Raw genomic sequence first — 17,774 nt, 5'->3', positions numbered from 1 at the left:
ATTCCATGCAAGACGTCGTGATTGTTGCTGCCACCCGCACCGCCGTGGGCAGCTTCCAGGGTTCACTGGCCAGCATCCCGGCGCCGGAACTGGGCGCCGCCGTGATCCGTCGCCTGCTGGAGCAGACCGGCCTGGACCCGGCCCAAGTGGATGAAGTGATCCTCGGCCAGGTGCTCACCGCCGGCAGCGGCCAGAACCCCGCGCGCCAGGCTTCGATCCTCGCCGGCCTGCCCCATGCGGTACCTGCCCTGACGCTGAACAAGGTCTGCGGCTCGGGCCTCAAGGCCTTGCACCTCGGCGCCCAGGCCATCCGTTGCGGCGACGCAGACGTGATCATCGCCGGTGGCATGGAAAACATGAGCCTGGCCCCGTACGTATTGCCCGCCGCGCGCACCGGCTTGCGCATGGGCCACGCCAAGATGATCGACAGCATGATCACCGACGGCCTGTGGGACGCGTTCAACGACTACCACATGGGCATCACCGCCGAGAACCTGGTGGACAAGTACGGCATCAGCCGTGAAGCCCAGGACGCCTTCGCTGCCGCCTCCCAGCAAAAAGCCAGTGCGGCCATCGACGCCGGGCGCTTTGCGGACGAAATCACACCGATCCTTATCCCCCAGCGCAAGGGTGATCCAGTCGCCTTCGCCGTGGATGAACAGCCTCGCGCCGGCACCACCGCCGACTCCCTGGCCAAGCTCAAGCCGGCCTTCAAGAAAGACGGCAGCGTCACCGCTGGCAACGCCTCCAGCCTTAATGACGGCGCCGCCGCCGTGCTACTGATGAGTGCCGACAAGGCCAAGGCACTGGGCTTGCCGGTACTGGCGCGCATCGCCAGCTACGCCAACGCCGGCGTCGACCCGGCGATCATGGGCATCGGCCCAGTCTCGGCCACCCGTCGTTGCCTGGATAAAGCCGGCTGGAAGCTCAGCGACCTGGACCTGATCGAAGCCAACGAAGCCTTCGCCGCTCAAGCATTGGCCGTGGGCAAAGAGTTGGAATGGGACGCTGAGAAGGTCAACGTCAACGGCGGCGCGATCGCCATCGGCCACCCCATCGGCGCCTCAGGCTGCCGCGTGCTGGTGACCCTGCTGCATGAAATGATCAAGCGCGATGCCAAGAAAGGTCTGGCAACGCTGTGCATCGGCGGTGGCCAGGGCGTAGCCCTGGCTCTGGAACGCAGCTGATATTGACGATCGTGCGTGTGTGTTGAAGGGCTTGTTGTGGTGAGCGGGCTTGCCCCGCGCCGGGCTGCGTAACGGCCCTTTTCACAAGAGCAACACACGAAAGGCCCGGTTCCACAAAAACCGGGCCTTTCCTTTACACAGCTTTCCTGAAGAAACACACTCCAAATGTGGGGTGGGGCTTCATCACCTGTCAGATTGAGGCACGGCAAACACCGCATTCGCCCGCGCCACTACCTTCTCCCCCACCTGCAAACTCACCGTCCCAAACGCCATTTGCCGCCCTCGCTTGTGATGCTCCAACCGCACCACAATCCACTCCCCAACCTGCACCGCCCCCAGGTAATCAACCGTCATACTCGCCGTAATCAGCGGCAACGGCGGCTCACTGGAAAACGCCATCGCATAGCCCATGCCAATATCCGCCAACGTCGCCAGTACCCCGCCATGTACCGTGCCGCGACCGTTGGCATGGCGATTGTCAGCCCGCAAGCCGACCTCCAGTTGCAGGCCTTCCCCCCGGCAATACGCCGGGCCAAGCAGATCAAGCAGCGGGCTACTACGGGGCAGTGGGACAAAGCCTTCGGGCACGGCGTGGGCAATCATGGCGGGTTCTTCCTTGGCGTCAGGCCTGAGATGTACCCCAGCCCTTCTGCGGTAGCCATCACCATCAGCCGTGCAAATCTTGCACGATACTTTGCGTTAATCCGCCAGACCCGCTTTAATCGCCGCCCATTTCCCCGCACACCTCAAGGAACTGCAATGCGCCATCTGGACGGCAACCTTCGCCCGCTTCGCGTGCCTCTCGTGTTCTTGTTGACCAGCCTGCTACTGGTCGGCTGCTCACCAAAGGACCACTCCCGTGCCGCCGCGTTCAGTGGCGAACAAGGCCGGGCCGGCGCACAACTGGCCTATGAGCATGAACTCACCCTGGCCCTGCCCGGCACCCTGCTTGCACCGCGCATGCAGGCCACCCGCGAAGCCTGCGAGACTGCACGCTTCGGCGCCTGCAATATCCTAGGCATTACCGAAGATGGTAATGGTGGCGAGATCATCCTGCGCATCGCGCCCACCGGTGTAGAACCAATGGTCGCCATGGCGGCGGAAGGCGGCACACTCGGCCAGCGCATCACCACCGCCGAGGACCTGGCCGATGCAGTGTCCGATGTCCATCGCCGCCAGGAGCGCTTGCAAGCGCAGCAGCAACGCCTCGACGAACTGGCCAAGCGCAAGGACATCACCGTCAGCGACCTGATCGCCTTGAGCAAGGAACAGGCCGGGATCGAAAACGACCTGCAGGCACTGGCCCAGATTGCCGCTGGCCAGCAGCGCCGCCTGGATACCAACCGCGTCACCCTCAACTTCCGCTCTTCGGACGGCGCGAACCAACCGTCACGCTTGAGTCGGATGTTCAGCAACCTGGGCACGAACATGGTGGAAGGCACAGCCGACGCCCTGGAGCGCGCCAGCTATGTACTGCCCTTCGTGATCCTGGCGTTCCCGGTGGTGTGGTTGTGGGTATGGCTGTGGCGCAAGTTTGTGCGGCGCCGCCCCTGATCAGCGCTTCATACAGCGCTGATAGCGCTCATCCACGCGCTTGGCGAACCACGCCGTGGTGAGGTTGCGGGTGATCTTCGGGCTTTTGAGTACGATGCCCGGCAGGATCGCCCGTGGCATTGGCTTTCCATTCGCCTTGTCGGCCAGGGCAAACACACGCGTGTAAAGCGTGGTGTCCTCAAAACCCAACTGATCGCCGCGCTCCAGCTGGCTGCGGATACTGGGGTTACGCATATCCAGCTTGGCGCCCAAGGCGCGCACCGCCAATTCGGTGGTGCCGGGCAGCAGTGAGCCGTAGCGAATCAAATCCCCATCCAGCGCCAACTCGGTGCCCGAAGCGCGGCTGACGGCAGCCTGGAACGCTGCATTGCGGCTGGCATACCAGCCCGCATTGAAGTCGGCAAAGCGGTACAGCGGCTGGTCGTAGTGCACTGGGTAACCGAGCAAGTGCGCGATGCCGAAGTACATGCCGCCGCGCCGAGTGAACACCTCACGACGAATCGAGCCATCCACCGTGTAGGGATAGCCCCGCGCCTGCTTCTGTGCAAACTCGATGCTGACCTGCATCGGGCCAGCGGTGTGCACCGGGTTGAAACCAGCAAACAGTGTATTGCCCAGCGGCACCATGCTGATGAAGTCGTCGAAGATGCCACTGAGGTCTTTCTCGGTGCGTGCGGCACTCAACCGGTCGGCGTAGGACTTGCCGCTGGGCGACTTCAATTGCAGCGCGCTGCGCACCACGAAGGCTGGCACATGCACCTTGCCGGCGCGGCGCAGGATTTCGTCCTGGGCGATCTTGCCCAAACCGGGCACGGGCGGATCGACCTGATAGGTGGACTCCTGCTCCGTCACCGCCAGCACAGCGCAGATATTCTCGGTGCTGGGGTAGATTTTCTGGGTGTCGAAAGCCGTGTAGATATCCTGAACCCAACCATTGCGATCAGCCACCTTGGCCGGGAGCAGGCGCACAATCTGCGCCTTCACCTCGGCCTCGCTGCGTTCCGGTTGTTGCGGACCGCGTGAGGTGGAGCAACCGGCCAGCACCCACAAGGGGATAAGGCACAGGATCAGGCGGCGTGAGGACATGGGGCTTTCCTTGAAGAGCAATGGGCCGGGCGTTGCGGATATGGACCGGTAAGTCTAACGCGGGTTCGCCAACCTGCCCTCTCGCCAGCGCGGGCCGAACGTGACAGGATCTGTCATCGCTCATTCGTACAAGGCGTTTGAATGCGATGCTCAGCCTGAACTTCCTCATCACGTGCCTGATCGTCGTGCGGATCCCCGGCACAGGCGTGATCTACACCATTTCCACAGGCCTGACCGCCGGCAAGCGTGCCAGCGTATACGCGGCTCTCGGCTGCACTGGCGGGATCATTGCGGGTGCAGAACTGGTTGCGCCGCAGTTTTGCAGCAGCGTTTGCCGGGCTGGGGTTGAATTTGGCGCTCGCACAGCGCTAAAGGTTTTGAGGCTGACGAAAGCCGCTGAAACCTCCCACATAAGCGTCAGATGAGCTCTACATCCCTGCCCTGAAAACCTCTGCAAAGTCCCTCGCCTGAATACACAGTGCGAGGGATTGCAGATGGTTGTTTTCGTAAAAAACCTGGTTAGTACGATGCAGGACGTGGCGACAAATCCCAAGGGGGATGCTGTTGCCGCCTCGGATAAGACCTTGACTAACGGACGCCTGGTGTCGACGGTCACCGGCGAAGTATTGCTCACTCTCGTCGATGGTTCGTTGGACGGAATTTTGCCGTTCGAGTGGACCCGGCTGTACTGCACCCGTGCGGTGGAAGTGGATGCGGGGCTGGGATTCGGCTGGCGTCATTCGCTGGCGCATCGGCTTGTCGTCTCAGGCGATGCTGTGGTGTGGACGGACCACGAACATCGCTCCATCACCCTGCCCTCGCCCACTGTTTCCAGACCGGCGATCACCAATAGCCTGGCGCAAGCAGCGATTTACCTGGGGGCTTTTCCAGATGAATTAGTGCTGGCCCACGCATCGCGGTTTTATCACTTTCGCGACGAGGTGTTGGTCTCGATCAGCGATGCGTATGGCAACCGGCTGCGGATTTACCGGGATTATTTAGGGCGTATTGAGCGGCTGGACAACGCCGCGGGGCGCTCGCTGTTCTTGCGTTATGAATCAAGCCGCATCGTGGCGGTGGACTACCAGGTCCAACGGGCCAAGGAACATGAACCTTGCGCCTGGGTCACCAGGCAGCGTGTTGTTTCCTACACCTATGACGACATCGGCCGACTGGTTTGTGCAACCAATGCGATAGGCGAAAGCGAGGTGTATCACTACGACGATCAGCACGTCATTCTCGAGCACAGGCTGGCCGGTGGGGCGAGTTTCTTTTGGGCGTGGGAACGGTCTGGCAAGGAGGCGCGATGTGTCCGGCATTGGGCCAGTTTTTCGCAGATGGACACGCGGTATGCCTGGGGGGATGACGGCCGCGTTATCGTTCATAGCGCCGATGGCAGTCAGGAAGTGCATGTCCATGACAACCGGGCGCGATGGGTACAGCGCATCGATGCAAACGGCGCCCAGCATTTCAAATCCTACGATGACAAGGGTCGGTTGACGGTCGAACAGAATCCACTAGGCGCGGTGACAGCGCATCAATACGACGAAGCTGGGGGCTTGGTGGCGCTGTTTCCGGGAGACGATGAGCCGACGTGCTACGAGCATGACAACGGTTTCGTACGGGTTGTGCGGCAAGGTTCAGCGGTTTGGACGTATGAGCGCAATGATCAGGGCGACGTTACACGTAAGACCGACCCTGATGGCCATATCACCGACTATAGCTACAACCGATATGGGCAACTGGTTGGCGTTTGGTATCCCGATCACAGTTGTCAGCGGTTAGTGTGGAATGAACGCGGCCAGTTGGTTGAAGAACAACTGCCCAATGGCGGCCTCAAGCGTTATCGCTACGACGACCTAGGCCGGCAGATTGCCTACGAGAATGAACAGGGCGCGCTGACTCAGTATAAGTGGGACAGCGTAGGTCGGTTAGTTCGCATCGTGCTTCCCGGCGGTGCAACGCGGGAATACAGCTACAACCCCTACGGAAAAATAACCACCGAACGCGATGAACTGGGCCACGTCACCCGCTACGAATACGCCGACGGCCTGCACCTGATCAGCCGCCGCATCAACGCTGACGGCACCCAGGTCAAGTACCGCTACGACAACGTGCAGTTACTGCTGAGCGAGATTGAAAACGAAGTTGGCGAAACCTACCGACTGGATTACCACCCCAACGGCCTGATCCAACAGGAAATCGGCTTTGACGGTCGGCGCACAGCCTACGCCTACGACCTCAACGGCAACCTGCAGGAAAAAACCGAATATGGCGACGATGGCAGCCAGCTAATAACCCATTACCAGCGCGACCACGCCGGTCGTCTCGTAAGAAAAAACCTGCCCGACGGTAACAAAATCGACTACACCTACGACCGGCGGGGAAACCTGCTTAGCGTTGACGACGGCCACTGGGCTCTCGCCTACGAATACGACACCCAAAACCGCCTCATCGCCGAGCACCAAGGCTGGGGCACCTTGCACTACGGCTACGACGCTTGCGGCCAGCTTCAACACCTGCGCCTGCCGGACGACAATCGTCTCACCTTCAACCATGACAAAGGCGGTTATCTCGCCACCGTCGAGTTGAATGGCAAAACGCTCACCTCGCATCTGTTCAACGCTGGCCGTGAACACCAACGTGGTCAAGGCAAGCTGCTCAGCGGTTACCAATACGACAAGCATGGGCGCCTGTTCCATCACGGAGTCTGCAACGTCGAAGGCGCTCTGTACCGCCGCCACTACAGCTACGACAACTCCGGCAACCTCACCCGCCTGTTCGACACCCGCAAAGGCGACCATCACTACCACTACGACTCGCTCAACCGCCTGACCCGCGCCGACCACTCACAAGACCTGCAGGAACGCTTCGGCCACAACCCGGCCGGCAACCTGCTCATGCAAGACCGCCCCGGCCCCGAGATTGTCACCGGCAACCGCCTGATGATCCAAGGCGACCGGCACTATGACTACGACGCGTTCGGCAACCTGATCAGTGAACGCCGAGGCAACGGCCATCAACTCGTCACCGAGTACCACTACGACTGCCAGCATCGGTTGATCGGCCTTACCCAACCCAACGGCCAAACCGCCCGCTACCGTTACGACCCGTTTGGGCGGCGCATCAGCAAGACCGCTGGCGATTTAACAACGGAGTTTTTCTGGCAAGGCGACAAGCTGATTGCCGAGCATCAAGCGGATCGTCATCGAAGCTTTGTCTATGAGCCAGACAGCTTTCGCCCCTTGGCTTTGCTGGAAGGATTTGGCCCGGACGAAACCCAGCCCTATCACTATCAACTCGACCACCTCGGTACACCGCAGGAACTCACCGACCCACAGGGCAAGTTCGTCTGGTCCGCCCACTACCGCGCCTACGGCCAGATCAGCCGTCTGGACATCGAGAAAGTCGACAACCCACTGCGCTTTCAAGGCCAATACTTCGACCTGGAAAGTGGGCTGCATTACAGCCGCCATCGCTACTACGATCCAGGTTTGGGTCGTTACTTGACGCAGGGTCCAGTGAAGTTGGCCGGCGGGATCAACGTGTACCGGTACGCGCCCAACCCGACGGGATGGGTGGACCCGTTAGGGTTGAGTTGCTGATCTCAACAGTGCTTGCCGAAAACCAAGAAAAAAAGCAAACGGCTCAACGTAGAGGATTAACAGGCAGGGCGAACGACCCACGTTGCTCGCCCTACCTGTTAAGTGCCGCCCTTAGATCCCAGCCAATGCCAGATCCATCGCAAAGTACGTAAAGATCAGGTCCGCACCCGCGCGCTTGATCGATCCCAAGGTCTCACGCACTACGCGATCTTCATCGATCGCCCCAGCCTGGGCACCAAACTTGATCATCGCGTATTCACCGCTCACCTGGTACGCCGCCACCGGCAGGCGTGAGGCTTCGCGGATGTCGCGGATGATGTCGAGGTAGGCACCGGCCGGCTTGACCATCAGCGCGTCTGCGCCTTCCTGTTCATCGAGCAGCGATTCACGCACGGCTTCGCGGCGGTTCATCGGGTTCATCTGGTAGCTTTTGCGGTCGCCCTTAAGCGCGCTGCCGCCGGCTTCGCGGAACGGGCCGTAGAGGGCCGAGGCGAATTTGGTGGAGTAGGCCATGATCGGAATGTGGGTAAAACCGGCGTCATCCAGGGCACGGCGGATGGCCTGGACCTGGCCGTCCATCGCAGCCGACGGGGCGATCACGTCGGCGCCGGCGCGGGCCGCGGCCACGGCTTGTTTACCGAGGTTGACCAGGGTCGCGTCGTTGTCGACATGGGCGCCGTGCATCACGCCGCAGTGGCCGTGGTCGGTGTATTCGCAGAAGCAAGTGTCGGACATGACGATCATTTCCGGCACAACGTCCTTGATGATCGAGGACATGCGCGAGACCAGGCCGCGCTCTTTCCAAGTGTCGCTGCCGCTGGCGTCCAGGTGGTGGGACACACCGAAGGTCATCACCGACTTGATGCCTGCACGCGCATAGCGCTCGATCTCGGCGGCCAGCTTCTTCTCGGGAATGCGTTGCACGCCCGGCATGCTGGTGATCGGCACGAAATCGTCGATTTCTTCTTCGACGAAAATCGGCAGCACCAGGTCGTTGAGGGTGAACTCGGTTTCCTGGAACAAGCCACGCAGCTCCGGAGAGCGGCGCAGGCGGCGTGGACGGGCTTGAGGGAACTGGCTGGTCATGGTTTTCCTGGCATTAAAGACTAAAACTTTGGGGCGAAAGCTTATGCCCCCAGGCCCCGGCAGCACAAATGCCAAGGGGCCAACAGTGTATTGCGAGGCTCGCAATAATGTATTGATCTAGAGCTGTAGACGCCCTTCGATGCACACCGCGACGGCCCCGCCGATCCAGATCTCATCGCCCTGGCGCTCGACGCTGATACGCCCCGCGCGCCCCATGGCCGTGCCCTGGCTGACCACGTAGCGCTCCGGCGCCAGCCCTTCACCTAACAACCATTGGGCAACGCCAGCATTGAGGCTGCCCGTGGCCGGATCCTCCGGAGCGCCGTCGCCTGCGACAAAGCCACGCACTTCAAATTGGGTATCCACGTCGTCGTCAACAGGGTTGCAGGGCGCAATCACCCCAACGGCCAGCCCTTTGAGTTGTGAATAATCCGGCTGCAACGCCAGGACCTGATCACGATCAGCCAACATCACCGCGAGCCACCCCGCGCCATTGTCGACCCATTGGCTGCGCACGATACGGCCCGGCGCCAGGCCCAACCCCAGACGCACACGCTCCAGCACGTCGTCTTGCACTGGACCGGAACGCAACAAGGGCGGCGCGATAAACGCCAGCTCATCGCCTTGACGTCGGATCCGCACCAGGCCGATTTCACACTCCTGGATGATCTCCTCGCCTTTGGGCACCCCACCTGCCGTCAGCCATGCATGGCAGCTGCCCAGCGTAGGGTGCCCGGCGAATGGCAGTTCATGCACCGTGGTGAAAATTCTCACTCGGTAGTCAGCGCGAGGATCGCGCGGCGTCAGTAAAAACGTGGTTTCACTGAGGTTGGTCCACTTGGCGAAGTCCGCCATCTGTTGGTCGCTGAGGCTGTCGGCACCCAGGACCACTGCCAGCGGGTTGCCCTTGAGCGACACACGGCTGAAGACATCCAGTTGTTTGAAATCGAAAGTCGGCATGCGTCAGCTCGGAATATTCAGGCCACGGATCACTGCTGGCCGGGCAACAAAGCCGTCCAGCGCGCGCAGTACGTTAGGGAAGTCGGCAATGCCGACAATATCGCCCGATTCATAAAAACCAATCAGGTTGCGGACCCACGCAAAGGTCGCAATGTCCGCGATGCTGTAGTCATCGCCCATGATCCAGGTACGGCCGAGCAGGCGTTTTTCCAGCACTTGGAGCAAGCGGCGGGATTCGGCGGCGTAGCGGTCTCGGGGGCGTTTGTCTTCGTAGGCCTTGCCGGCAAATTTATTGAAAAAACCCAACTGGCCAAACATCGGCCCGATGCCGCCCATCTGGAACATCAGCCATTGAATCGTTTCATAACGTGTCGCCGGATCTTCGGAGAGCAACTGGCTGGTTTTTTCTGCCAGGTAGATCAGGATCGCGCCGGACTCAAACAGTGCCAACGGCTGGCCGGCCGGGCCGTCGGGGTCGATGATCGCAGGGATTTTGTTGTTGGGGTTCAGGGACAAAAACTCGGGGGACAACTGGTCCTGGGTCTCGAAACTGACCTTGTGCGCCTCATAGGGCAGGCCCAGTTCCTCCAGCATGATCGAGACTTTTACCCCATTGGGCGTGGGCAACGAGTACAGTTGCAAGCGCTCTGGGTGCTGAGCAGGCCATTTGCTATTAATCGGGAACGCGGCGAGTGGGTTCATCGGGAAGTCCCTGGCTAGGCAGAAAGTCCCCATGATAGACATCTGCCCGGTGTCCTGCTTGGGTCATCAATGCGCAACATCAGCGGGCTATTATCCCGCATGGGCGAACCAATACGCCCGCGTGCACTCATAAGTGCGCTTGAACGGTGAATGGAGGCACCTCGCTATATCGACAGGGAACACCGCAGGACGCCCCGGGCGTCATTGGGGCCAGGCTTGTCCGCCTTAACGCGACGCACGAAGACTCGAACCTACAATGACGATCAAGCCTCTTCGCCTTGTGCAACGACTCAAACGCTATTCGTACATCATGTTGCCGCTGCTGCTGGTGAGTGGCGCCATGGTTGCTGCCCTCGATGCCCGTGAAAGCCGCGCCCAACCGGTAGACGGCGTGCAAACCCTGGTGTTCCTGCGCCACGGCGAAAAACCGGCCGGCGGCCTGGGCCAACTCAATTGCCAGGGCCTGAACCGCGCAATGAACCTGGCCACCCTGCTGCCGGAAAAATTCGGCAAGGCCAACTTCGTGTTCGCCGCCAACCCGACGCGCAATGTCGAGGAAGGCGAGCTGGATAACTCCTACAGCTATATTCGCCCACTGATGACCATCAGCCCCAGCGCCATCAAGTTGGGCCTGCCGGTGAATATCCAGTTCTCCGCCAATGACACCAGCGACCTGGCCGATGAACTGGTCGAAGACAAGTATCACAACGCCACGATCTACACCGCCTGGTCCCACGGTTACCTGCCGGAGTTGATCAACAAGGTGGCAAGTGAAGCGTCCGGTGAAAAACACACCATCACCGACGACTGGTCCGGCAGCGACTACGACACGCTGTACGTGCTGACGCTGACCTGGCACAACGGCAAGGCCTCGCTGCTCAGCCGCAACTACAAGCAGGGCTTGAACGGCGGCGAAGAAAGCTGCCCGGAACCGACGCAGGTGAGCGCCGATAGCTGACAGCGTATGATGCGTGGCTATTGACTCATCGGCGGATCATCAGCATGTCTAACCTCTCCTCCACCCAGCCCGTCCGGGGCTGGTCGTTCTGGTGGAAACCAGCGTTGTTCCTGCTGGTGGCCTGTGTAGGCCTCTACTACGTCAAGTGGTCGCCCTACTACTTCAAGGCGTTTGTCGCCGCCGATAACCACAGCATCGGCGCGTCGATTCTCAATGATCAGCAAAACTCGCCCCTGGCGGCGGCACTGGCGTATGCCCAGGTGTATTTCCTGGCGATCTGGAAAGCCGCTGTACTGGCGGTGATCCTCGGCTCCCTGCTGCAGGTATTGATCCCCCGCGACTGGTTGCTGCGCCTGTTCGGCCGCGCAGGGCTGGGCTCGACCGTGCGTGGCGGGCTGTTCGCCTTGCCAGGGATGATGTGCAGTTGCTGCGCAGCACCGGTGGCAGCGGGCATGCGCCGCCAGCAGGTGTCGGTGGGTGCGGCGCTGGCGTTCTGGATCGCCAACCCGGTGCTCAATCCGGCCACCCTGGTGTTCATGGGCTTTGTGTTGGGCTGGGGCTTTACCGCGTTGCGGCTGGTGGCGGGGATTGTGCTGGTGGTGGGCGTGTCCCTGGTGGCGCAGCGTATTGCGCGCCCGGACCAAGTGCCAGAGGCCGCGCTGGACGCTGTCGCCGACGCCAGCAACGTAGAGTCGCAACCGTTCCTGAGCCGCTGGTTGCGCACCCTGTGGCAGTTGTTCTGGAGCACGATCCCGATCTACATCCTGGCGGTACTGATCCTGGGCGCGGCGCGGGTATGGCTGTTCCCCCATGTGGACGGTGCCATGGCCAACAGCCTGGTGTGGTTGGTGCCGCTGGCGATCGTCGGCACGTTGTTTGTGATTCCTACCGCGGCAGAGATCCCCATCGTGCAGACCATGATGGCCCTGGGCATGGGCACCGGCCCGGCCGTGGCCTTGCTGATGACCCTGCCCAGCGTGAGCCTGCCGTCGCTGCTGATGCTGCGCAAGGATTTCGATGCGCGGGTGCTGGTGACGGTGGCCGTATTGACCATGTTGGTGGGCGTGGTGTGCGGGTTGATCGGGGCGGTCATTCTTTAAGTTGAAGCGTCTCGATCAGCCGCGCCGAGCCCCACGCTCGCGCAAATATTGCACCACCGCTGCCTGCTCTCCAGAGAACTCAATCCGTGCGCCTTTCTTCTCATGCTGAAAGGCGTACATCGGATCGTAATACTCACGCAGCCCGACGATCCAACCGCGATGCAAGTCCACACTGCCGCTGCGGGCCTGCTCTGCCAGCGCCGCTTGCATCAGCCCATGCAAGCGCTGATAGCGCTCGCCACCCAACCGCTTGTGTATATTGGCCAGGCTCTGGGTCAAACGCTCGGCAAACAGCTCGAAACCCGACTCGCCAAACGCTGTATTGAACTGTGCACTCAGGTCGGTCACGTACTCGCGCAAGACCCGCTCGACGCGGTTTTCCAGGCTTTCTTCCAGCCACACCATCGGATACACCTGCATGCCTCGGTGCAGATTCAGCGGCAACGCGCAGCTGCCGATCATGCGGCTTTCATCCTCAAGCACAAACTGCTCGATACCTTTTGCGCGTTTTTTCAGAACGTCCACCGCCAGGCGGTTTTCGAAGTCGATGTTAGACGGCTGGCCCGTAGCGCGTTTGCCAAAGCTTGAGCCCCGGTGATTGGCGTGACCTTCCAGGTCCAGGCCATTGTTCAACTGATTGATGACCTCGGTCTTACCACTGCCGGTCAGGCCGCCCAACAACACGAAATCACACTGTTCGACCGCCTGGTCCACGGTCTCCAGCAGGAACGTGCGCATGGCCTTATAGCCACCGCCGACCCGCGGATAGTCGATGCCTGACTCGTCCTTGAGCACCTGTTTCACCAGTTGCGAGCGCAAGCCACCCCGAAAGCAATACAGGTAACCGTCTGGATTGGCACGGGCAAATGCCGTCCAACGTGCCAGCCGCTCTTCAAGCACCTTGCCACTGACCAACTGATGCCCCAGCTCAATCGCCGCCTGCTGGCCTTGCTGCTTGTAACAGGTGCCGATGCGCTGGCGTTCGTCGTCGTTCATCAACGGCAGGTTGACCACGCCCGGGAACGCGCCCTTGATGAATTCCACCGGCGCGCGGGTATCCATCATCGGCCGGTCGTTGAGGAAAATGTCGCGGTAATCGGTGATGTCAGTTGCCATCAAAACACCTCTACCGCGTTGGTCTGTCGCTCAACCAGTGTGCCGATCGGCTCCAGGCTCAGGCCCAGTTCAACCGCCACGGAGTGGAACTCGGCGTCGCCCTCAGGGGTGACGGCGATCAGCAGGCCGCCACTGGTCTGCGGGTCGCACAGTACGCGCTTGTGCAACTCCTGGATTCGCCCGAGCTTGCTGGCGTAGCTGTCGAAGTTGCGCAAAGTGCCGCCGGGCACACAGCCCTGGTCCAGGTAGTACTCGACCCCCGGCAAGCGTGGGACTTTTTCATATTCGATACGTGCGGTCAGGCCACTGCCGTCAGCCATTTCCACCAGATGGCCCAACAGGCCGAAACCGGTGACGTCGGTCATAGCGGTCACGCCGGCCAACTTGCCGAAGCGGCTGCCCGGTTTGTTGAGGGTGCACATCCAGTCGCGCGCGAGGCCGATATCGGCTTCGCGCAGCTTGCCTTTCTTTTCGGCGGTGGTGAACACGCCGATACCCAAGGGCTTGGTCAGGTAAAGCTTGCAGCCGGCGGTGGCGGTGTCGTTACGTTTCATATGGCGTTTTTGCACGATGCCGGTCACGGCCAGGCCGAAGATCGGCTCCGGCGCATCGATGGAATGGCCGCCTGCCAGGGGGATACCGGCCGCGTCGCACACCGAGCGGCCACCTCGGATCACTTCCCGGGCAATCTCCGGCGCCAGCACGTTCACTGGCCAGCCGAGAATGGCAATGGCCATCAACGGGTCGCCGCCCATCGCGTAGATATCGCTGATGGCATTGGTGGCGGCAATGCGGCCGAAGTCGAAGGGATCATCGACAATCGGCATGAAAAAGTCAGTGGTGGAGACCACGCCGCGCTCGTCGTCGATGGCGTACACCGCCGCATCGTCCCGCGAGGCGTTGCCTACCCAGAGGTTGGGGTCGAGGTTCTGTGCGCCGCTGCCGGCGAGAATCACTTCCAGCACCTGAGGCGAGATCTTGCAGCCGCAACCTGCGCCGTGGCTGTACTGAGTAAGGCGAATCGGCTCGTTCATGGTGGACCTCAAGCTATCAAGTGCGCGGATTCTAGCAGACAGCAAAAGGCCGGCTGGGCTCTTGTGAGCGCAGCCGGCCTGTTTGTACTTGCGCGATTACTGGCGGGCGGCGAGCAAACGCTTGTGGCGATTGCGACGTGCGATGTTCAGGCACTCGATGGCCGCCGAGAAGGCCATCGCCGCATACACGTAGCCTTTAGGCACATGGGCACCAAAGCCTTCGGCGATCAGCGTCATGCCGATCATGATCAGGAAGCCCAGGGCCAGCATCACCACGGTTGGGTTGTCGTTGATGAACTTGGCCAACGGCTCAGCCGCCACCAGCATCACGATCACCGAGGTCACCACGGCAATGATCATGATCGGCAAGTGCTCGGTCATGCCCACGGCAGTGATGATGCTGTCGATGGAGAACACCAGGTCAAGCAACAGGATCTGCCCGATCGCGGCGGCGAAGCCGATGGCCACGGTGTTGCCGACCGTTGCCTTCTCTTCGGGCTCCGGGTCCATGCTGTGATGGATCTCGGTAGTGGCCTTCCACACCAGGAACAGACCACCGGCGATCAGGATCATGTCCTTCCACGAAAACGCCTGGCCGAGCACTTCGAACACTGGCGCCGTCAACTGCACGATAAACGCGATGGTGCTCAACAGGCCCAGGCGCAATACCAAGGCCATGCTGATCCCGATGCGGCGTGCCTTGGCCCGGTGCTGCTCGGGCAACTTGTTGGTGAGGATCGAAATAAAGATCAGGTTATCGATGCCCAGCACGATTTCCATGACGATCAAGGTGGCCAGTGCGACCCAGGCGGTGGGGCTGGCGGCCAGTTGTAAAAGGTAATCCATAGGTCAGTCCTGAGGTTGTGCCGGGAAATTAAGCTTCTTTACTGTTCGAGTCAGACTCTTTTTCTTCCTGTTCGTCCTTTTTTTGCGGACTGATCAGGCCTTGTGTCGCTTCACTCAATGCCTGCTCGGCGGCCTTGTGGGTGTCATCAATGGCTTGCTTGGCCGACTCGGTAGCCTTGCCCAACACTTGCTGCGCGCTTTTCTCGACCTGATCGCAACCGCTGATCATCACCAATGAAAGCGCAAGCAGCGATGCCGCGCCCAGGGAATTGAGCTTCATAATGTATTCCTCGTTAGAACCATTGGGTCCAAATAGTGGCCCCGCGATAGCGAGGCATTCTATGCAGGCGAACACTTCAGTAAAATTCGTATTTTTCTCGCGTATACTTCGGTTTTTACGAAGTGACGACCTCCAATGCTCAATTACCGACAGTTGCATTACTTCTGGGTCGTGGCCAAGACCGGCAGTATTGTGCGCGCCTGTGAGCAACTGAATCTCACGCCACAGACCATCAGCGGGCAGATCAGCCTGCTCGAGCAAACCTTCGGTATCGCGCTGTTTCAACGGGTCGGCCGCCAGTTGGAGCTGACCGAAGCCGGGCGCCAGGCCCTGCCCTACGCCGAGCAGATGTTCCAGACCGGCAATGAACTGGAAGCGATGCTGCGCGCGCAACCCAATGAACAGCAGATTGTGTTCCGGGTTGGGGTGGCGGATGTGGTGCCTAAATCCATCGTCTACCGGCTGATCGCGCCGACTATGGAGCTGAGCGAGCCCCTGCGCATTACCTGCCGCGAAGACAAACTCGAACGGTTATTGGCCGACCTGGCAATCCAGCGCCTGGACTTGGTGATCTCCGACAGCCCCATGCCCTCCCACCTGGATATCAAGGGCTACAGCCAGAAACTGGGGGAATGCGGCATCAGCTTTTTTGCCACCCAGGCACTGGCTGACCAACATGGCGGCGATTTCCCACAGTGCCTGCACGGCGCGCCGCTGCTGATTCCAGGTGCAGAGACCGTCGTGCGCAGCCGTTTGCAGCGCTGGTTCGCCGAGCAGCAGATCCAGCCCAGGATCATTGGCGAATTCGACGACAGTGCCCTGATGCAGGCGTTTGGCCAATCCGGCAGCGGGATTTTTATCGCCCCCAGCGTGATCGCCGATGAGGTGGTGCGCCAGTACGGCGTGGCGCTGATTGGCCAGACCGATGCAGTCACCGAGTCGTTCTATGCGATCTCGGTGGAGCGCAAGGTCAAGCACCCCGGCATCGTAGCGATTACCGAAGGGGCAAGGCGCGAATTGTTTACCGCCCTGCCCTGACGGCTAGGTGGCACAGGTCGACCCCGGTTTAGCGGTCATCAGCCACAGCGCCAGCAGGATCGACACCAGGATAAACCCAGACGCCGCAAAGCCCAGGCTGCCCAGGCCCAAGGTGTCGATCACATGCCCACCGACCAACGCCCCCAGGCCAATCCCCAGGTTGGCGCCGGCAATGTTCAGCGACGCGGCGAATGCCGGTGCGTGAGGCGCAGCCTTCATCAGCCGGACATGGCTGACCAGGAACATGGCCGCCTGAGTCACGCCCCATACCGCCATCGCCGCTGCAAGGCCGACGGTGGAGTGAATCGCCGGCACCAGCGCCACCATGCCGGCGATCATGAACCCGCAGAACACCATCGACGCGATCAACGGATGGCGGTCCACCGCGCGGCCGCCCAGGGAATTGCCGATCAGCCCAACCGCACCAAAGCCCATCAAGCACCAGCCCACCAGAGTGCCATCGAAGCCAGCCAGGCGCTCAAGGATGTCGGCCAGGTAGGTGTAGGCGGTAAACATGCCGCTGAACACCAGGATCGACAGCAGGATATGGCCCTGCATCAACGGGCTGCGCAGGATCTTGAACTGCGAGCGCAGCGTTACTTCATCGTTCTTCGGCTTCGTCAGCGGCAGATAGATAAACAGCAGCAAAGCCTTGGCCAGCGCCACCACGGCAAGGATGGCAAACGCGGTGCGCCAGCCGAACATATCGCTGATCAACGTGCCTACCGGAATGCCGAACACCGTGGCGCAGACGATGCCGAAGCCGATCTTCTCAATGGCGCGCCCGGCGTATTCGGGGCCGACGATGTCCACCGCCGTTTCACTGGCCAAGGCCCAGAACACCGGCAGGCCCAAGGCGGGGATCAGGCGCGCCACGGCCATTACCCAGATATTCGGCGCCAGTGCCGCGACGGTATTGGCCGCTGCGAACATGATCAGGATGGTGATAAACAGGCGCTTGCGTGGGAAACGGGCGCAGTACGCTGTCAGAAACGGCCCGAATGCCGCCACGGTGAAAGCGAACAGCGTCACCAGCAGCCCGGCCTGGGACACGCTGACGTTCAAGTCCCGGGCAATCGCCGGCAACAGGCCGACGATAATGAATTCTGTGGTCAGCACGGTAAAGCCGGCGGCCGACAGCAGCAGGATGGGAAACAGCATGAAAACTCCAGAAACAACGACATCAACGGCAGCCCGAAAGGCCCGCTGACAGATAGGAAAG

15 protein-coding genes and 2 pseudogenes are annotated in these 17,774 nt (G+C 60.9%); 7 read left to right on the top strand and 10 right to left on the bottom strand.

The window, feature by feature from the left end; all coding sequences use genetic code 11:
- The first annotated feature begins 5 nt into the window (after nucleotides 1-5).
- Nucleotides 6-1,187, top strand: a complete 1,182-nt coding sequence (locus tag PspS35_RS10925) for an acetyl-CoA C-acetyltransferase (protein ID WP_159934308.1) — start codon at nucleotides 6-8, stop codon at nucleotides 1,185-1,187.
- A gap of 183 nt (nucleotides 1,188-1,370) precedes the next feature.
- Here the strand turns inward: PspS35_RS10925 and PspS35_RS10920 are convergent, their stop codons facing one another.
- Nucleotides 1,371-1,790 (bottom strand): PaaI family thioesterase, encoded by a 420-nt coding sequence (locus PspS35_RS10920; protein ID WP_122310145.1) that lies wholly within the window; start codon nucleotides 1,788-1,790, stop codon nucleotides 1,371-1,373.
- A 156-nt stretch (nucleotides 1,791-1,946) separates the two neighbouring features.
- Here PspS35_RS10920 and PspS35_RS10915 point away from each other — a divergent pair, with 156 nt between their 5' ends.
- On the top strand, nucleotides 1,947-2,741 hold the full coding sequence (locus tag PspS35_RS10915) for a DUF4349 domain-containing protein (RefSeq protein WP_159934306.1): 795 nt from the start codon (nucleotides 1,947-1,949) through the stop codon (nucleotides 2,739-2,741).
- Here the strand turns inward: PspS35_RS10915 and PspS35_RS10910 are convergent, their stop codons facing one another.
- Nucleotides 2,742-3,827 carry a DUF1615 domain-containing protein gene (locus tag PspS35_RS10910; RefSeq protein ID WP_159934304.1) on the bottom strand — a complete coding sequence of 362 codons (1,086 nt, stop codon included), beginning with the start codon at nucleotides 3,825-3,827 and terminating at the stop codon, nucleotides 2,742-2,744.
- 146 nt (nucleotides 3,828-3,973) lie between these two features.
- Between PspS35_RS10910 and PspS35_RS10905 the strand changes: the two are divergent.
- Together PspS35_RS10905 and PspS35_RS10900 are read left to right on the top strand one after the other, a co-directional pair.
- Nucleotides 3,974-4,117: pseudogene (locus PspS35_RS10905) on the top strand (LysE family translocator); the annotation flags it as partial.
- A gap of 246 nt (nucleotides 4,118-4,363) precedes the next feature.
- Nucleotides 4,364-7,426, top strand: a pseudogene (locus PspS35_RS10900) (RHS repeat-associated core domain-containing protein); the annotation flags it as partial.
- A gap of 117 nt (nucleotides 7,427-7,543) precedes the next feature.
- On the opposite strand, the gene hemB reads toward PspS35_RS10900, so the two are convergent.
- The 3 genes from hemB to PspS35_RS10885 all read right to left on the bottom strand — a co-directional run bounded on the left by hemB (nucleotide 7,544) and on the right by PspS35_RS10885 (nucleotide 10,180).
- Nucleotides 7,544-8,518 carry a porphobilinogen synthase gene (gene hemB / locus PspS35_RS10895; RefSeq protein WP_159934302.1) on the bottom strand — a complete coding sequence of 325 codons (975 nt, stop codon included), beginning with the start codon at nucleotides 8,516-8,518 and terminating at the stop codon, nucleotides 7,544-7,546.
- A 117-nt stretch (nucleotides 8,519-8,635) separates the two neighbouring features.
- Nucleotides 8,636-9,478 carry a PhzF family phenazine biosynthesis protein gene (locus tag PspS35_RS10890; RefSeq protein WP_159934300.1) on the bottom strand — a complete coding sequence of 281 codons (843 nt, stop codon included), beginning with the start codon at nucleotides 9,476-9,478 and terminating at the stop codon, nucleotides 8,636-8,638.
- 3 nt (nucleotides 9,479-9,481) lie between these two features.
- Nucleotides 9,482-10,180 carry a glutathione S-transferase N-terminal domain-containing protein gene (locus PspS35_RS10885; RefSeq protein WP_159934298.1) on the bottom strand — a complete coding sequence of 233 codons (699 nt, stop codon included), beginning with the start codon at nucleotides 10,178-10,180 and terminating at the stop codon, nucleotides 9,482-9,484.
- Between the two features lie 256 nt (nucleotides 10,181-10,436).
- On the opposite strand from PspS35_RS10885, the gene PspS35_RS10880 reads away from it, so the two are divergent.
- Together PspS35_RS10880 and PspS35_RS10875 are read left to right on the top strand one after the other, a co-directional pair.
- The gene (locus PspS35_RS10880; protein ID WP_159934296.1) at nucleotides 10,437-11,138 is read left to right on the top strand and encodes a histidine phosphatase family protein; all 702 of its coding nucleotides are present in this window, start codon (nucleotides 10,437-10,439) and stop codon (nucleotides 11,136-11,138) included.
- Nucleotides 11,139-11,182: 44 nt separating this feature from the next.
- Nucleotides 11,183-12,238, top strand: coding sequence for a permease (locus PspS35_RS10875; RefSeq protein WP_159934294.1), 1,056 nt, complete (start codon nucleotides 11,183-11,185; stop codon nucleotides 12,236-12,238).
- A 15-nt stretch (nucleotides 12,239-12,253) separates the two neighbouring features.
- On the opposite strand, the gene mnmH is transcribed toward PspS35_RS10875, so the two are convergent.
- The 4 genes from mnmH to PspS35_RS10855 all read right to left on the bottom strand — a co-directional run bounded on the left by mnmH (nucleotide 12,254) and on the right by PspS35_RS10855 (nucleotide 15,514).
- Nucleotides 12,254-13,354: a tRNA 2-selenouridine(34) synthase MnmH gene (gene mnmH / locus PspS35_RS10870; protein ID WP_159934292.1), complete on the bottom strand. Its 1,101-nt coding sequence runs from the start codon at nucleotides 13,352-13,354 to the stop codon at nucleotides 12,254-12,256.
- Nucleotides 13,354-14,388, bottom strand: a complete 1,035-nt coding sequence (gene selD / locus PspS35_RS10865; protein WP_159934290.1) for a selenide, water dikinase SelD — start codon at nucleotides 14,386-14,388, stop codon at nucleotides 13,354-13,356. Before selD ends, mnmH begins: the two co-directional genes overlap by 1 nt.
- 96 nt (nucleotides 14,389-14,484) lie before the next feature.
- Nucleotides 14,485-15,234: a TerC family protein gene (locus PspS35_RS10860; RefSeq protein ID WP_159934288.1), complete on the bottom strand. Its 750-nt coding sequence runs from the start codon at nucleotides 15,232-15,234 to the stop codon at nucleotides 14,485-14,487.
- Between the two features lie 28 nt (nucleotides 15,235-15,262).
- Nucleotides 15,263-15,514 (bottom strand): hypothetical protein, encoded by a 252-nt coding sequence (locus PspS35_RS10855; protein ID WP_159934286.1) that lies wholly within the window; start codon nucleotides 15,512-15,514, stop codon nucleotides 15,263-15,265.
- A gap of 135 nt (nucleotides 15,515-15,649) precedes the next feature.
- On the opposite strand from PspS35_RS10855, the gene nhaR reads away from it, so the two are divergent.
- Nucleotides 15,650-16,552 (top strand): transcriptional activator NhaR, encoded by a 903-nt coding sequence (gene nhaR / locus PspS35_RS10850; protein ID WP_159934284.1) that lies wholly within the window; start codon nucleotides 15,650-15,652, stop codon nucleotides 16,550-16,552.
- A gap of 3 nt (nucleotides 16,553-16,555) precedes the next feature.
- Here nhaR and PspS35_RS10845 read toward each other — a convergent pair whose 3' ends face one another.
- Nucleotides 16,556-17,713: an MFS transporter gene (locus PspS35_RS10845; RefSeq protein ID WP_159934282.1), complete on the bottom strand. Its 1,158-nt coding sequence runs from the start codon at nucleotides 17,711-17,713 to the stop codon at nucleotides 16,556-16,558.
- Nucleotides 17,714-17,774: the final 61 nt, after the last annotated feature.

Source organism: Pseudomonas sp. S35 (assembly GCF_009866765.1).
In the GTDB taxonomy this organism is placed as follows: domain Bacteria; phylum Pseudomonadota; class Gammaproteobacteria; order Pseudomonadales; family Pseudomonadaceae; genus Aquipseudomonas.
Note: the sequence above shows the minus strand (reverse complement) of the source record. Positions and strands in the feature narration are given on the sequence as shown.

Coding starts and splice junctions, on each gene's coding strand:
- nhaR (WP_159934284.1), top strand. CDS start 15,650: ATGCTCAATTACCGACAGTTGCATTACTTCTGGGTCGTGGCCAAGACC.
- PspS35_RS10915 (WP_159934306.1), top strand. CDS start 1,947: ATGCGCCATCTGGACGGCAACCTTCGCCCGCTTCGCGTGCCTCTCGTG.
- hemB (WP_159934302.1), bottom strand. CDS start 8,518: ATGACCAGCCAGTTCCCTCAAGCCCGTCCACGCCGCCTGCGCCGCTCT.
- PspS35_RS10920 (WP_122310145.1), bottom strand. CDS start 1,790: ATGATTGCCCACGCCGTGCCCGAAGGCTTTGTCCCACTGCCCCGTAGT.
- PspS35_RS10880 (WP_159934296.1), top strand. CDS start 10,437: ATGACGATCAAGCCTCTTCGCCTTGTGCAACGACTCAAACGCTATTCG.
- PspS35_RS10855 (WP_159934286.1), bottom strand. CDS start 15,514: ATGAAGCTCAATTCCCTGGGCGCGGCATCGCTGCTTGCGCTTTCATTG.
- mnmH (WP_159934292.1), bottom strand. CDS start 13,354: ATGGCAACTGACATCACCGATTACCGCGACATTTTCCTCAACGACCGG.
- PspS35_RS10890 (WP_159934300.1), bottom strand. CDS start 9,478: ATGCCGACTTTCGATTTCAAACAACTGGATGTCTTCAGCCGTGTGTCG.
- selD (WP_159934290.1), bottom strand. CDS start 14,388: ATGAACGAGCCGATTCGCCTTACTCAGTACAGCCACGGCGCAGGTTGC.
- PspS35_RS10910 (WP_159934304.1), bottom strand. CDS start 3,827: ATGTCCTCACGCCGCCTGATCCTGTGCCTTATCCCCTTGTGGGTGCTG.
- PspS35_RS10885 (WP_159934298.1), bottom strand. CDS start 10,180: ATGAACCCACTCGCCGCGTTCCCGATTAATAGCAAATGGCCTGCTCAG.
- PspS35_RS10875 (WP_159934294.1), top strand. CDS start 11,183: ATGTCTAACCTCTCCTCCACCCAGCCCGTCCGGGGCTGGTCGTTCTGG.
- PspS35_RS10860 (WP_159934288.1), bottom strand. CDS start 15,234: ATGGATTACCTTTTACAACTGGCCGCCAGCCCCACCGCCTGGGTCGCA.
- PspS35_RS10845 (WP_159934282.1), bottom strand. CDS start 17,713: ATGCTGTTTCCCATCCTGCTGCTGTCGGCCGCCGGCTTTACCGTGCTG.
- PspS35_RS10925 (WP_159934308.1), top strand. CDS start 6: ATGCAAGACGTCGTGATTGTTGCTGCCACCCGCACCGCCGTGGGCAGC.